Source organism: Rugamonas rivuli (assembly GCF_009380165.1).
Classification (GTDB): Bacteria; Pseudomonadota; Gammaproteobacteria; order Burkholderiales; family Burkholderiaceae_D; genus Rugamonas; species Rugamonas rivuli.
The window spans coordinates 336,763-352,212 of record NZ_WHUF01000002.1 but is presented as its reverse complement, the minus strand read 5'-3'; the positions used below and the strand labels follow the sequence as shown (position 1 = coordinate 352,212).

Sequence of the window (15,450 nt, the reverse complement as noted above, 5' to 3'; positions counted from 1 at the left end):
GTGAAATCATTCTAAGGAGCACAGCCAAAAACACAAAGCCAATTAATTTTATTGAATCAATAGCTAAACACTATTAACGGTGTTTTACTTGCCGAGCTTGGCATCCCGCAGGGCGCTGCTGCGGGACGCAATCTCTTCCCGGTAGCTCCGTTGGACATCCTCAGGCAACCCAGGCAGCCGCTTGGTCAAGTCATCAAGGAACAATTGCCGGCGCTTCCATTCCGCGGCTTTCGCGATGGTGCTTTCCGCTTCCGGAGGCTTTGGTAATGGCTGCGTCACGGAGTCTCGTAGAAAGAGGATCTCAACGCGGCCATCCCGACTCACCGCCACGTCCAAGTCTTGCGGACTCTCATACCGAGGGACGGCAACAGGCACGGTTTTCAGCTTGCCATCCGGCGCGAGCAGCTCGATGTTCACTTGCAGGGACGGGCTCCATTTCCCGGGCAGGTAGAAGCAGCAATTGAGCGCGCTAGCCATGTAGGGATTCAGCGGATCGGTATCGACGGCATTCTTGCTGTTCGCAGCGGAGCTGATGCCAAGCTGGAAAGCGCTCGGGGAGTAATTCAAGGCGCGGACGGAGACTTCTCCTTCGTCTGCCGACGGCGTGTATGCATGAATGCCGTTGACACCGCGCTCACGCGCCTTGGGCAACGGCCGCCGCTTCAGCGCATACATATCGAGTCCATCCATCTGCGACATATAGCCGGTGTCCGAGCGCCCTACGGGAGAATAGGCGCCGCCGGGGGCGTAGTACAGGCTGCCAACATCCGGCACCGACAAGGTGCGGACATTCGGATCCGTGGGGAATGCAGCCGGAATACGGCCTGGAGCGGCTGCCTCCGTTGCCCTCACCGAACCGCGCGGTGCTTCCCCCGACAGGTAAAAAAAGACACCGTAGCCGTCCGAGTACTGACGGATTTTCAGCACATCGACTTCGATGCCTGTGACCGGATCGGTGACGGAATAGATGCCGGAGAATACGTCCGGGTCAGCCGCAGCAGCCAGCGCCGGCAGTGCAAAGCTCATCAGGGCAAGGCGTTTGGCAAACATGGTTTTCAAGCAGTGCGCTCCTCGGGCTGAGCCCTTATGCGTTTTGGTCGACGACGTCCGCATCAACCCTGGCGACAGGAGAATTGCTGGTCGCCGGCTTGGCCTGCGCATAGACAGCGCCTTCAGGCTTGAATCGGTCGTTGCCCATATAGATTTTTCGATAGCGCAAAAATCCGCCGCTCAAGCCGACGCCCTCGCGGCCTTTCGAAACGAAACCAGCCGCAGCACAGGCCTGTGCGGTATTGCGATAAGGCTTGTATTTAGTAACCGCGTCAAATTCCGCCTTGGTCAATGGCTCCGGCTTGGGTCCCACCGGGTTGCGCTCCCATTCCAGGATCTTCTCTTCGTGCATCGCCAATTGCTCCATCCCTTCCAGAACATCCTCCGAGTTCTTGCCGAACGGTTTGAACCAGGCGCGCGAATCGTGCACGTAGTTGTCGAACAAATCCGTGATGGCGGCAGGCGGCGCAGGCTGATCCCAGTAGGTTTCGATGGTCGACCATTCCGGGTAGCTGAATGGCGTTTGCGTTTGGCTGTCGGTCTTCATGCCCTGCTTCCAGGCACGCCACTCACCGAACTTCTCCACTTCCTCGGCCAGTTCCTTATCGGCGGCAAGGATGTCTTCGCGGTCGCAGCTGTCGCTGTCGATCACGCTCTGCAAGGCCTTCATATTGCCGATCATTTTCTTTCGCCACTGGATGTACAACTGGTGCTGCTTCGCCATGATCTCGTGCAGCGGCTGTGGTGGAGCTTTAGCGGTGCTCCCGCTGGCAGTCACGAAAGCATTAAAAGTTTCGATCAGTTTGGGACTGACGCGGAATCCGCGCTTGACCGTTTCCGGCGCGTCTTCCAGCTTCAACGGCACGCCGGCCAAACGTGCTTCGCGGTACATCATCGACAAGGGGATGCGCGACAGCATATCCTCTCCTTGCGCGTCCTTGCCACGGCCCTGCTCTTTGGGGAAATAGCCGCCGCCCACATCCGAGTGCACGCCCGGCATGACGATCTCGGTGCAGTTAGCCGGAGACGTGTTCCCGCTCATGATGGAGTCGAGCGGGAACGAGCGGCGGATCTCGTGCGCCGAGACCAGATGCAGGCACTTGGTGGGAGGAACCTCAGGCACCTTCAGCGAATCCGTGGCGTCCGCCCAACCGTAGTGGCCGTGGGCTCCGAACACTGGTGCGGACGATGCGAGTCCGACCGAGGCGACGGTGTCGAACAGCCCCATGAAATCGAACGTGACCGGGATCGAACCCAGCGTCGGCCCCGGCTTTTTCGTCAGCTTGGCGTCGAGCCTGCATAGCCAGAGGAACCAGTTGGCGAACACGCGCGCTTCCGCCGCGCCGCGCGAGAAGCCGAAGATCGAATAGTAGAGATGCTCGACGACTCCCTTGTCCTTCTTCTGGCCTTCGCCGATCGGCAAATAGACCGCGAGTTTTGTATGCAGCTCACTCAAGGTTTTGGTGAACGCGGCCGTCAATTTGTCCACCTCGCCGCGACTGAGATTAAACCAGCCGCCTTTGGTGGCGCCGAAGCTGGGGAGATCGAGCGTATTGTATTCGCTCAAAAACGCGGCGGCGCTGACCAGGCTGGTGCCGAGGTAGTATTGATGAACGTGATTAATCGCCTCCACCAAGGCCCAGATAATCCGGTTTTGCCCGCGCTTGGCAAACGCGAGGCCATCCTTCTTCATATCGCCTTCGCCGGTATCGGCAACCGGTTCAAACTTTGTCCCGACGCCAGGGATATAAGTGCGAAAATAATGAGGAAAAGTCTGGTCCTTGGGCCATGGCTCGACACCATCGTCACCAGGAAAAGCCAAGTAGAGCCTAGCCACATTACTGTGGTTGGACGTCGGGAAGTCTCGCTGAAGGTTATTATTTGTCCCGTCAAAAAAGAAGCCAAAACGCAATTTCACGCCACACGGCGGTGGGTACGCCCCTACTTGCGGACATTCTCTAGCTTTATCTATGTCCGCAATGGTTCCCACTTCATCAGGGAGAAAAAACAAGCCAGCCGATGCTGGATCAGCATTGCTTGGCAAGATACTTACACCTAACTTTGCAGTCATGGACGGCCCTCTTCCATCTGACGAATCTGTTCTTTCATATACTTAATTGATGATTGCAATCTATCGATCTGTTCCTGGGTCCGTTCCGAGCCATCTTTAAGGCCCTTCTCCATCGATTCCAGCATACTTTTTTTGTTTGCCAGTTTGTCTCTTTTGACTCGCAGCGCATACTCGACGGACTGCACTGGCCTTCCCTTTACTCGCCCCGGCCATTCCGGCCGCGTCGGGTCGAAATGCGACACGACGGCCTCTGCGCGACCATCCTCGTGCATGGCGAGCCAAATCTCGCCGGCGATGCCTTCTGGATAAGGCGGTATGTCGACCAATTGCTCATGCCATGTCGGGTCGGGATAGAGGTTGTACTTCACAATCACTTGCAAGCCCGGATGCCATTCCGCTGGAATGGAGTAACAACAAATTGTTCCGCCCGTGCTGTAGGGATTCAACGCGTCGCCGCCACCGCCATTTTTCTTGTCCTTCGGATCGATCACCATCAGCACGACCTCCTTGCCGGAGTAATTGATCGAGCGAACGGCGACACCCAGGTTTTTTGGTGGCGCAGGTTGTGCATGCGCGCATCCTGCGAGCAGCGTGGACACTCCTGCGAACAGGAGAACAAGTCGGAAGGTAGTTTTCAGATTCATGATTTTGTATTCGATTCCATCTGCTATGACAGCAATGCGCGGGTTTCATCCAGTGTGCGGGGGCCCGAGCCGTGTTCCAGCAAAGCCAGGTACCGTTGGTCTTTCAGCAGTTCGGGCCGTTCAATACCAAATTCGCACAGTGCAAAGCGATCCTGATTGCCTTCGATCAGGACTCGGTCCGCCACCTGCAGCCACTGACGGATCATCGCATGCGCATCATAAGCCGTGTACGCGGCCAGCGGTTTGCTGATGTACTGCGCGAACTGGAAGGCGATGCTGTCGGCCTCGGACGCAGCCATCAGCGCCGCTACCTGCTGCGCCGACAGCTGTACTTTGTCCGCCGGCGGCAAAGCTTGCTCAAGCGGTAGCGGCAGCTCCACCCAGCTTGCATCGCGGCCCGTATAGCGCCACCGCAGCGCGGGGCCGAGGAACTGGCTGCGCTGCTGCGGCGTCAGCGCGTCCGCCAATACTGGCAGGATGCGCGTGTCGGCGAACGACAGCGCCAGCGTGTAGCCGTCGGCATCGACCACGCACCACGGGAGCAGCCGCGCCGCCAATTGCTCGATCGACTCCGGCGTAACGATGATGCTGAGCGCGGGCTTGCCGTCGGTGAGCTCGATCAACGCATCCCACCGCTTGCGCTGCGCGCCGCTGTACTGCACCAGTATCGGCGCCAGCCCCAGCGTTTCCTCGTCGGCCGCCGGTGCCGTGGCGTACAGCGACAGATAGCGGAAGCCTTCGGTCTTCTTCAATTTTGGATAGAACAACTCGTTGTGCACACCGTCCACCAGCGCGTAGACATTTTCTTCGCAGCCTTGCAGGCTGGCGTGCAGCGCGTCTTTCCACCCGACGGGATGACGATTGATCAGCATGGCATCCTCAACCTTCCACCAGCGAGAACGGCGAACCGGATTTGGCGGCGCTGCGCTTGCATTTCTTGCAGATCGAACGCGGCAGCGGCGGCAGCGCATAGCCGAGCTTCTCCGGCCCGGCGAAATTCTTGGTGCCGGCATGGATGGTGATCTTGCCGGGACACTGCACGGTGATATTGCCGCCGTCAATGGTGATGTTGGCGCCGCCCGCCGTCGACAGGCTGATGCGCTTGGCCGCGGCCCAGTCGACATAGGCATTGGCGCTGGCCAGGTTGATATCGTCGCGCGCCTGCACTTTCAACTCATCGGCCTGCGCCTGGATGTCGACGGCGTCCTTGGCCGCGATCAGTTGCACGCCGACGCCCTGCTCGCCCGCCTTGACCGCGCCGCCCAGCACGCCGATGGCCTGGCCGCTGTGCAGGCGGAGCTGGCCGCCCGAGGCGTACTGGCTGTCGCCGCCACTCATCAGCGTCAGCGTTTCGCCGTTGGCCAATTGCAGGCCCTGCCCGGCCGTCACGCCCAGGCCGTTCTTGGCGGAGACGGCGATGATGGCCGAACTGCTGTGCGGCAGTTTGCCGTCGCCGGGGCTGCTGTCCTTGCCCGCTGCATCGGCCTGCGCCGCATCCAGGCTGGCGTCGCCGACCATGCCGGACACCGCCGCCAGCATCGCCTTGAGCGGCGCAGACTTCTCATCAAGCACGCTGGCATTGGCCTTGCCGCCGCCGAGGTGGCCGGCGTAGGCCACGGCTTCATGCGTCTTGGCCGCGTCGCTGAAGGTCTCGCTCAGCTTGACCGCCTGCTTCATCAGCGCGATGCCGGACGTGTTGTCGCCCATCGGTTCGCGCTCAGCGAGGTTGTGGCTGACCTGGTAGCTCGTGACCAGCAGGCCCGCGCCGCCGCGCACCACGCCATAGGCATCGGTGCGCAGTTCGGCGCCTTGTCCGCGCAGGCTGCCGCGATAGTTGTCGGCGCTGTGGATCAGGTGGCCCAGCGTCAGTTCAGTGGCGGCGTGCGTGGAGCGCAGCTGCACGCGTCCATGCGCGTCGGTGTCGTCGAACAGCAGCTGGTTGTAGCCCGCGCCGCCGAACTCCTTACTGCGCATGCCCCACTGGGCCGCGCCGTTGCGGTGGCCGGCGCTGTCGCCCGAAGCGCCGTGCCATGGCGGGCTGTTGCCGCCGGCCAGATTGCCCTGCGCCGATACGCCATGGTCGTGCGCGGGATCGAACACACCGGCGCTGTCACCACCTGGTTCGCCGCCCGGCGTGTGCGGCACGCCGCCCTCGCCCTGGCCGTTGTACAACGCGCCGATGATGATGGGGCGGTCAATATCGTTCTCGATGAACTGCACCAGCACTTCCTGGCCTATGCGCGGCAGGAACTGGCTGCCCATGCCGCCGCCGGCCGAACGCTGCGCCACGCGCACCCAGCAGGTGGCGTTGGCGTCGTCCTGCCAGTGATAGCGGATGCGCACGCGGCCGAGCGCATCGCAATACAGTTCGTCGGCGCCGTTGGGCTGGTCGCCGCCGTCGGCGCCGATCACGATGGCGCTCTGGCTGCCGCGCGCGGTCGGTTTGGCGTGGTGGCGCGCGGAGCGGCCGTTGGCCATCGGCCGCCATGGCAGTTCGGCCGGCAGCGCTTCGAAGCAGTTGGCGTAGCCGCTGTCGCGCGCCTGCTGCAGCGCCAGCGCGAATTCGTCCGGCAGCTGCGCAGAGCGTTCGACGGCGACCTCCTCCAGCAATTCGGGAATCGGGCCGAACAACTCGGCCAGGCCTTGCCGCGCCGGTGCCGGCAGGTTGTTGATGCCGACGCTGAACACGCGCAGCACCACGTAGGCCGGGGTGTCACCACCGCCGGCCAGCGGGCCTTGCGTCAGCGCGAAGCGGGTGCCGGCACGCAGCGTGCGCACGGTCGAGCGGGCCTGCCACAGGCGGCCGTCCGCCTCGTGCGCTTGCATCTGCAGGCCGGCGTAGCGCTCCGCCTGCGCGGCGTCGGTGTAGAAATACTGGCCGGGGTGGTCGTAGCTCTCGACCATCGGCGCCTTGCCACCGCCGGCCGGCAGGCGGGTCGGGGCGCTGGCGGCGGTCGATTTCTTGGCTTTGTAGTCGTAGCTGAGCACCGTCATCAGGCTGGCGTGCAGGCGGCGGTTGGCGCGCAGCGACTGGATCGTGTCCTGGCTCTCGCCGACGCGCGCGGCGTGGTAGCGCAGGCCGCCGGCGGCCGCGCTGCTGGCGTCCTCCGGCACGGCGCTGTCCTGCGTGCTGTCGGCGAACAGCACCATGCATGCGCCGTCCGGCGTGTCCTCGAAGCGCCAGCCCAGGCCTTCCTCGCTGAGCAAACGCAGGATGAAGTCGTGATCGGATTCGCGGTACTGGCAACAGTAGCTGCGCGGCGCCACCTGCTCCATGAAGGCGGCGACGTCGCCGCTCCAGCGCCACAGCGCGTCCGGCGCGTAGCCGCCCAGGACCGCGTCGACGATGTCGGTGACGCTGCAGTCCTGCCATACGCGGCTGTTGCGCACGTGCCGCAGGCGCGACAGCCATGGCGTCAGGCGCAGGCGGTAGCGCGCCAGGCCGCCTTCGCTGCCCAGCATGCCCGCCTGGCTGACATGGCCGCTGAAGCGCGCGCGGCTGCCGTCGGCCAGGCTCACTTCCAGCACGGCGCGTTTGCCCAGCAGGCTCGCCAGGGCCAGGTGGGCGCTGGGTGAGAGCGCGATGATGTCGCGTTCGCCCACGCCCTGCAGCGGGTCGTCGGCAAAGAAGGCTTCCACCATCAGGTCGTCGGGGTTGGCGCCGTCCACGGTCAGCGCGTACAGGCGGCGTTCGCTTGAGAAGCCCGCCAGCGACGCGCGCAGCTGCTCCGGCACTTCGGTCATTTGCATGCTCAATCGGTATAAATAGAATTGCTGATTTAGCATTATCCCATTGACCGCAGGAATCCCGCGTCCGATTGCAATGTCACCAAATATCACCGGCGCCGGGACGAAAAAAAACCGGCCAGCAGGCCGGTTTTTACTTGGAGCACCTAGCCTCAGGCTCCGGCGATGCGCTTGGCGATGTGGGCCAGCGCTTCTTCCACCTGGTCGACCAGGATCAGGCACAGATCGCCCTCTTTCAGGCGGCCCAGGGCGGTGTCGATGGCGAGGAACTCGCCGTAGATCTCCTGGATGTGCGAAGTGCGCGGGGCGCCGTTCAGGCCCGAACGCAGCAAGGCCACCACTTCGCCGTCGGTGCGGCCGCGCTGGCACTGGTCTTCGTACAGGATCACGTCGTCGAAGGCGCGGCCGAGGATTTCGGTCTGCTGCGTGATGTCCTGGTCGCGACGGTCGCCGGCGCCGCTGATGACCACCGAGCGGCGCTTGGCCGGCATGGTCTCCACCGCCTGCACCAGCGCCAGGATGGCGTCCGGATTGTGGCCGTAGTCGGCGATCAGCGTCGCGCCCTTGTAGTCGAACACGTTGAAGCGGCCCGGCGCATTGTCGGAATCGTTGGCGAAGGTTTTCAGGCCGAGGCGGATCGCGTCCCAGCTGATGCCCACGCCCCACGCGGCGGCCACCGAGGCCATCACGTTCTCAACCTGGAAGCCGATGGCGCCGTTGCGGGTGATCGGCACTTCCGCCAACGCGATGCGATGAACGTCCTTGCCTTCGGCGGCCACCACATGGCCGTCTTCCACGTACACGGTGCGGCAGCCCTGCGCCAGGTGGGTGGCGATCACCGGGTGGCCACGATCTGCGCCGAAGAAGATCACTTTGCCACGGCAAGTCGCAGCCATGCCGGCGACGATAGGATCGACCGCGTTCAGCACGGCGAAGCCGCTCTCGGACACGTTCTGCACGATCACGCGTTTCAGCACGGCCAGGTCTTCCACCGTGGTGATGTAGTTCAGGCCGAGGTGGTCGCCGCTGCCGATGTTGGTGACGACGGCAACCTGGCAGCGGTCGAAGGCCAGGCCTTCGCGCAGCACGCCGCCGCGCGCCGTTTCGAACACGGCTGCGTCGACGTCGGGATGCAGCAGCACGTTGCGGGCGCTGCGCGGACCGCTGCAATCGCCGCTGTCGGTCTGGCGGCCTTCGATGTAGACGCCGTCGGTATTGGTCATGCCGGTGCGCAGGCCGCTGGCGGTCAGCAGGTGGGCGATCAGGCGCACGGTGGTGGTCTTGCCGTTGGTGCCGGTGACGGCGACCACGGGAATGCGGCCGTTCTCGCCCGGCGCGAACATGGTGTTGACGATGGCTTCGCCCACCGCGCGGCCCTTGCCGAACGATGGCGCGATGTGCATGCGCAGGCCTGGAGCGGCGTTGACTTCCACCACGCCGCCGCGCTGGTTCTCGATCGGTTGCAGCACGCCGTCGCAGACCACGTCGACGCCGCAGATATCGAGGCCGATCATCTGCGCCGCTTCCACCGCGCGCGCCGCCACTTCCGGGTGCACGTCGTCGGTGACGTCGGTGGCGGTGCCGCCGGTCGACAGGTTGGCGTTGTTGCGCAGGATGACGCGCTGGCCCTTGGCCGGGATCGAATCGGCTTCCAGGTCCTGCAGCGCCAGGCGCGCCAGGGCAATGTCGTCGAAGCGGATCTTGGTCAGCGAGGTCGAATGGCCGCTGCCGCGGCGCGGATCGGAATTGACGATGTTGACCAGTTCGCGCACGGTGTGCACGCCATCACCCACCACTTGCGGCGGATCGCGGCGCGCGGCGGCCACCAGCTTGTTGCCGATGACGAGCAGGCGGTAATCGTGGCCCGGCAGATAGCGCTCGACCATGATGTTGTCGCGGAATTCCTTGGCGGTGTTGAAGGCCTTTTCCAGGTGCTCCTTCGACATCACGTTGACCGTGACGCCCTTGCCCTGGTTGCCGTCCTTCGGCTTGACCACCACCGGCAGGCCGATTTCCTGCGCTGCGGCCCAGGCGTCTTCCACGTCTTCGACCGAGCGGCCGATAGGCACCGGCACGCCGGCCGCGTGCAGCAGCTTCTTGGTCAGTTCCTTGTCCTGGGCGATCGATTCGCCGATGGCGCTAGTGCTGTCCATTTCGGCGGCCTGGATGCGGCGCTGGCGCGAGCCCCAGCCGAACATCACCATGCTGCCTTCGGTCAGGCGGCGGATCGGGATGTCGCGCGCGATGGCGGCGCTGACGATGGCGCCGGTGCTTGGGCCCAGGCGCACGTCTTCATCGAGGTCGCGCAGTTCGTTCAAGGCGCCGGTCAGGTCGAACGGGGTGTCGGCCAGGGCGGCGTTGATCAGGTTGTGCGCCAGCGTCATCGCCAGGCGGCCGACGGCTTCCTCGGTGTACTCGACGACGGTCTGGTAGATGCCCTCTTCCAGCGTGGCCGTAGTGCGGCTGAAGGTGACGGGGCAACCGGCCTGCGCTTGCAGGCTCAGTGCCGCCACTTCCAGCACGCGCGCCAGCGGCACGGCGTCGTCGTGGCCGGTGGTGTGCAGGGCGCCGATGGCGGGGAAGCGCGCGTGCAGGCGCTGCTCGAAGCCGGGCAGCGTGGCGATCGACTGCTCCTCGGGCGGGCACGATACGATCACTTCCACCGCCGTGTGGTGGCTCCAAAGATTCGGGCCGCGAAGGGCGCGGGTGCGGATGACTTCCATAAATCTGCTTATGCTTTCAGTGATGTATCAGTGATGAGTTCGCTTTGGGTTCGCCTCGAAGGTGCGCAGGCCGGCGCCGATCAGCTCCGGCGTCAGGCCCAGCGCCCAGCCGGCGGCAATCGCGGCCAGCACGGCTTCAGGCGGCACCAGCGGCGACAGCGGCAGGCTGGCGGCATCGTCGTAGCCCTGGGCCAGCACGATGCGGTCGGCGCGCTGGAACACCACGCGCTTGCCATCCTGGCGGTGTTGGGCGATGGCGGCCAGATGCTCGTCGACGCCGTAGAAAATCACTTCGCCGTCGCACAGGTCGGCCATGTCGACCACTTGCGCGTCGGCGGCGTTGAGCACCGCCACGCCGCTCGGCAAGATCACGTCGACCTGGGTGCGCAGCACGCCGTACAGCTTGTCGAGGCTGGCGATGTGGAACTCGGCCACGTCTTCGAAATCGCTGACGTCGGTCACCACGCCGACCGCGCACTTGTCGTAGGCCAGGCCTTCGGTCAGGATCATGCGGGCGCTGGCTTCGAACACGCCGGCTTCGACGTTCTTGTTCAGCAGCAGGCGTTCGCCGGTTTCCCAGTCGGTGAAGCCGTCGCGCGGCAGCAAGCGGCCGTTGACGAACAGGCCGTCGGCGCAGCTCAGGCCGACCTTCTTGCCGCTGATTTGCAGCAGCCAGGCGATCAGACGCGAGGCCATGGTGGCGCCGTGCTTGCCGGTAATGCCGACGATAGGCATGCGGCCGCTTTCATCCTGCGCGAACAGGTGGTCGACGATGGCTTCGCCGACGTTGCGCGGCTCGCCGCTGGCCGGCTTCAGGTGGGCCAGCAGGCCAGGGCTGGCGTTGACTTCGATGATGGCGCCGCCCTGCTCTTCCAATGGACGCGAGATGTCGGCGGCCACCACGTCGATGCCGGCGATGTCCAGTCCGACCACGCGCGCGGCCAGCGTGGCCATCGCGGCCACTTGCGGGTGCACTTTGTCGGTGACGTCGAAGGCGACGTTGCCGTTCGGCTGGATCAGCACTTTCTGGCCGTCCTGCGGCACGGAATAGGCGGTCATGCCCTGGCGCTCCAGTTCCAGGATGATCTCGGCGCCATGTTCAGGCGCCAGCGCGTTAAGCGGCGAATCTTCGGTGGTGCCACGGCGCGGATCGGTGTTGATCTGGTCGTCGACCAGTTCGATGATGTTGGATTTGCCGTTGCCGGTGACCCACAGCGATTCGCCGGCGGCGGCCGCGATCAGGCGCTTGCCCACCACCAGCAGGCGGTGTTCGTTGCCGGCGATGAAGCGCTCGACGATCACGCTCTTGCTGTCGCCCTTGCGCGCGGCCAGGGCGTAGGCGGCGGTGACGTCGGCTTCGGTCATCAGGTTGAGCGAGACGCCGCGGCCATGGTTGCCGTCATACGGCTTGACCACGACCGGCACGCCGATGTCCTGCGCCGCTTCCCAGGCCGCTTCGGCGCTGGTGACGAGCTCGCCTTCAGGCACGGGCACGCCGCACGAGGCCAGCAGCGACTTGGTCAAGTCCTTGTCGCTGGCGATGCCTTCGGCGATGGCGCTGGTGTCTTCGGTTTCGGCGGTCCAGATGCGGCGCTGGCGGGCGCCATGGCCCAGCTGCACCAGGTTGCCGTCGGTCAGGCGGATCGATGGAATCTTGCGCACGGTGGCGGCGTCGACAATGTTGGCGGTGCTCGGGCCCAGGCATACCGACTCGACCAGATCGGTCAAGTCGATCACGGTGGCGGCCAGGTCGTAGGGACGGTCTTCGATCATCGCCATCAGCAGGTCGCGTCCGGCGGCCAGGGCGGCGCGGCCGACCTGTTCCTGGCGGGTGCGGAAGGCCATCTTGTACAGGCCGGTGTTCTCGCCGATCTGGCGCGTCTTGCCGAAGCCGGTTTTCATGCCGGCCAGGTTTTGCAGTTCCAGCACAACGTGTTCGAGGATGTGGCCGGCATACGTGCCGTCGCGCAGGCGCTCCAGGAAGCCGCCGTGCTCGCCCACGCCGCAGCGGTGGATGATCAAACCGGGCAGGATGGCGGTCAGGCGCTCATACAAACCAGGCAACAAATTCGAGGGGAAATTCTCCAGCTCGCCAATGTCCAGCCATGCCTCGATCACCGGGCGATAGGTCCAGATATTGGGTCCGCGCAAATGGGTGACGCGGAGAACTTCTATGTCTTTCTTCTTGGTCATGTTTCTATTCTTGTATCTTTGTTATCAGCCGTGGCCAGCCCGCGCCGTATTTTAACCTCTGTACCACCGCTGGCCGCCAAATTGCATTTGGCCCACCCTGCGCGTGCGTTATACTTGCCGCCAACAAAACACTGATTTTTCTTGATTTCTGTCAAGGATGTATCAACTGACAGAATACCGTAAATACAGCGCTTTTATCAGCTGCAACACCTACTAGTTCCACCTTTGTTCCACCTTTTCGCCACTGGAGTACGCTGCACGATGACAACAGAACAACTTTCCTCCGACTCCAGCCAGAGCGAGCTTCCTGAGCGCTGGCGTTCCGAGATACAGGCACAACTTTCCCAAGGGGAAAACGTTGCAAGTGCCCTGGAGGTTGACTTGGATGAACAACTTCGTTTTTCCAAGGGGATAATTCTCGTCACGGACCAGCGCGTACTGGCGCGCGCGCCGGGCCGCAGCGACTGGCAAAGCTGGGCTTTCGCCAAGGATCTGGCGCTGAAACACCACGATCACGCCGGCGTCGGCCATCTGGAGCTGGTCAACCAGGGCGGCCGGCTGGGCGCCTGGCGCTTCACGCTGGGCCAGAACCTGCACGCGATCCGCCTGGTCGAACAATTCGACGCCCACCGCGACAGCCACGCAACAGGCGTGCCGGTGGTGCGCGAGGAAAAAAGCGTGTGCCCGAGCTGCAAGGCGCCGCTGGAGCCGGAACAGGAAGAGTGCCCGATCTGCACCAAGGTGGTCTACACGCCGCCGTCGACCTGGACGCTGTTCCGCCTGTGGCGCTTCGCCGGGCCGTACAAGCTGCAGCTGGGCTTCGGCTTCGCGCTGATGCTGCTGTCGACCGGCGCGCACATGATCCCGCCCTACCTGACCATCCCGCTGATGGACAAGGTGCTGATCCCTTATCAAAACGGCGCGCCGGTCGATTCGTCGCTGGTGGCGTTGTACATGTCGGGCCTGGTGGCGTCGGCGGTGCTGGCGTGGGTGCTGGGCTGGGGCAAGACCTATGTGCTGGCGCTGGTGTCGGAGCGCATCGGCGCCGACCTGCGCACCGAGACCTATGACCACTTGCTGCGGCTGTCGCTGGAATACTTCGGCGGCAAGCGCACCGGCGATTTGATGTCGCGCATCGGCAGCGAGAGCGACCGCATTTGCGTGTTCCTGTCGCTGCACTTGCTGGACTTCGCGTCGGACTGTCTGATGATCATCATGACCGGCGTGATCCTGTTCTCCATCGATCCGTGGCTGGCCTTGTTCACGCTGCTGCCGCTGCCGTTCATCGCGTGGCTGATCCACGTGGTGCGCGACCGCCTGCGCACCGGCTTCGAAAAGATCGACCGCGTGTGGGGCGAAGTGACCAACGTGCTGGCCGATACCATCCCCGGCATCCGCGTGGTGAAGGCGTTCGCGCAGGAGTCGCGCGAAGCGTCGCGTTTCCGCACCGCCAACAAGCACAATCTGGCCGTCAACGACAAGCTCAATAAAATCTGGTCGCTGTTCTCGCCTACCGTGTCGTTCCTGACGGAGCTGGGACTGTTGGTGATCTGGGTGTTCGGCATCTATCAAGTGTCCAAGGGCCATATCACGGTGGGTGTGCTGTCGGCCTTCATCGCCTACTCCAGCCGCTTCTACGGCCGTCTGGATTCGATGAGCCGCATCGTGTCGGTGACGCAGAAATCGGCGTCTGCCGCCAAGCGCATCTTCGACATCCTCGACCACGTGTCGTCGGTGCCGGAGCCTGCGAACCCGGTCAAGCTGGCCAAGGTGGATGGCAATATCACCTTGCGCGAAGTGGGCTTCCGCTACGGGAACCGCGCCGTCAACCGCGGCATCTCCATCGACATCAAGGCTGGCGAGATGATCGGCCTGGTGGGCCATTCGGGCTCGGGCAAGTCGACGCTGGTCAACCTGATCTGCCGCTTCTACGATGTATCGGAAGGCGCGATCATGCTTGATGGCGTGGACATCCGCTCGTTCGCGGTGTCGGACTACCGCCGCAATATCGGCCTGGTGTTGCAGGAGCCCTTCCTGTTCTTCGGCACCATCGCCGAGAATCTGGCCTACGGCAAACCGGAAGCGACGCGTGCCGAGATCATCGCCGCCGCCCGCGCCGCACACGCGCATGAGTTCATCCTGCGTCTGCCGCAGGGTTACGATTCGATGGTCGGCGAGCGCGGACAGGGTCTGTCCGGCGGCGAGCGTCAGCGCATCTCGATTGCGCGCGCGCTGCTGATCGATCCGAAGATCCTGATCCTCGACGAGGCCACGTCCTCGGTCGACTCGGAGACGGAGAAGGAAATCCAGCGCGCGCTGGAGAATCTGGTGCAAGGCCGCACCACGATCGCCATCGCGCACCGGCTGTCCACGCTGCAGAAGGCAGACCGCCTGGTGGTGCTGGACCGCGGCGTGGTGGTGGAGGAAGGCGCGCACGACGACCTGATGTCGCGCGAAGGCGCCTACTACCGCCTGTATCAGGCGCAAGCCCGCAACGTCGATACGGATCTCGACGACAGCGCCAGCAAAGAATAAGAGAACAAGAATATGACGACGAATTTTGATTTGACACGCAACGTCTTCGGCCGCCTGGTACTGACCACGGCCGACGGCGAAGTCCACGAGAGCGTGGCGCCGGTGCGCGCCTTCCCGGTGCAGGCGCCGGATGACGGCATCGCGCTGGTGAGCACCGACGGCAAGGAAGTGGGCTGGATCGACCGCATCGAGGATTTGCCGGCAGCCGTTGGGCAGCTGGTGCGCGAGGAGCTGGAGGGACGCGAGTTCATGCCGGAGATCGCGCGCATCAACAGCGTGACCAGCTTCGCGACGCCGTGCACCTGGTCGGTGGCGACCGATCGCGGCGACACGGAGTTCGTGCTGCGCGGCGAGGAAGACATCCGCCGGTTGACGGTGGATACGCTGCTGATCTCCGACATCCACGGCATCCACTATCTGATCCGCGACGTGCGCGATCTGGATAAGCACAGCAAGAAAATCCTCGACCGCTTCCTGTAAGCGCGTC

General features: G+C 63.8%; 9 protein-coding genes. 2 read left to right on the top strand and 7 right to left on the bottom strand.

What is annotated here, in order from left to right:
* Positions 1 to 84: 84 nt before the first annotated feature.
* The 7 genes from GEV01_RS06770 to GEV01_RS06740 all read right to left on the bottom strand — a co-directional run bounded on the left by GEV01_RS06770 (position 85) and on the right by GEV01_RS06740 (position 12,428).
* Positions 85 to 1,059 (bottom strand): DUF3304 domain-containing protein, encoded by a 975-nt coding sequence (locus GEV01_RS06770; protein WP_152802841.1) that lies wholly within the window; start codon positions 1,057 to 1,059, stop codon positions 85 to 87.
* 25 nt (positions 1,060 to 1,084) lie between these two features.
* Positions 1,085 to 2,968, bottom strand: coding sequence for a T6SS phospholipase effector Tle1-like catalytic domain-containing protein (locus GEV01_RS06765; protein WP_217428361.1), 1,884 nt, complete (start codon positions 2,966 to 2,968; stop codon positions 1,085 to 1,087).
* Between the two features lie 149 nt (positions 2,969 to 3,117).
* The gene (locus GEV01_RS06760) at positions 3,118 to 3,765 is read right to left on the bottom strand and encodes a DUF3304 domain-containing protein (protein ID WP_152802837.1); all 648 of its coding nucleotides are present in this window, start codon (positions 3,763 to 3,765) and stop codon (positions 3,118 to 3,120) included.
* Positions 3,766 to 3,788: 23 nt separating this feature from the next.
* A complete protein-coding gene (locus tag GEV01_RS06755) occupies positions 3,789 to 4,637 on the bottom strand; it encodes a DUF4123 domain-containing protein (RefSeq protein WP_175022967.1) in 849 nt (282 codons plus the stop codon).
* Between the two features lie 7 nt (positions 4,638 to 4,644).
* Positions 4,645 to 7,509, bottom strand: a complete 2,865-nt coding sequence (locus GEV01_RS06750) for a type VI secretion system Vgr family protein (protein WP_152803980.1) — start codon at positions 7,507 to 7,509, stop codon at positions 4,645 to 4,647.
* Positions 7,510 to 7,664: 155 nt separating this feature from the next.
* Positions 7,665 to 10,235, bottom strand: a complete 2,571-nt coding sequence (gene cphA / locus GEV01_RS06745) for a cyanophycin synthetase (RefSeq protein WP_152802832.1) — start codon at positions 10,233 to 10,235, stop codon at positions 7,665 to 7,667.
* A gap of 27 nt (positions 10,236 to 10,262) precedes the next feature.
* Positions 10,263 to 12,428: a cyanophycin synthetase gene (locus GEV01_RS06740; protein ID WP_152802830.1), complete on the bottom strand. Its 2,166-nt coding sequence runs from the start codon at positions 12,426 to 12,428 to the stop codon at positions 10,263 to 10,265.
* A gap of 261 nt (positions 12,429 to 12,689) precedes the next feature.
* Here GEV01_RS06740 and GEV01_RS06735 point away from each other — a divergent pair, with 261 nt between their 5' ends.
* Entirely contained in the window at positions 12,690 to 14,963 is a 2,274-nt protein-coding gene (locus GEV01_RS06735) for a cyanophycin metabolism-associated ABC transporter (protein WP_152802828.1), read from the top strand.
* Positions 14,964 to 14,975: 12 nt separating this feature from the next.
* Complete coding sequence (locus GEV01_RS06730) at positions 14,976 to 15,443, top strand: cyanophycin metabolism-associated DUF1854 family protein (RefSeq protein ID WP_152802826.1); 468 nt, start codon at positions 14,976 to 14,978, stop codon at positions 15,441 to 15,443.
* The last annotated feature ends 7 nt before the right edge of the window (positions 15,444 to 15,450 follow it).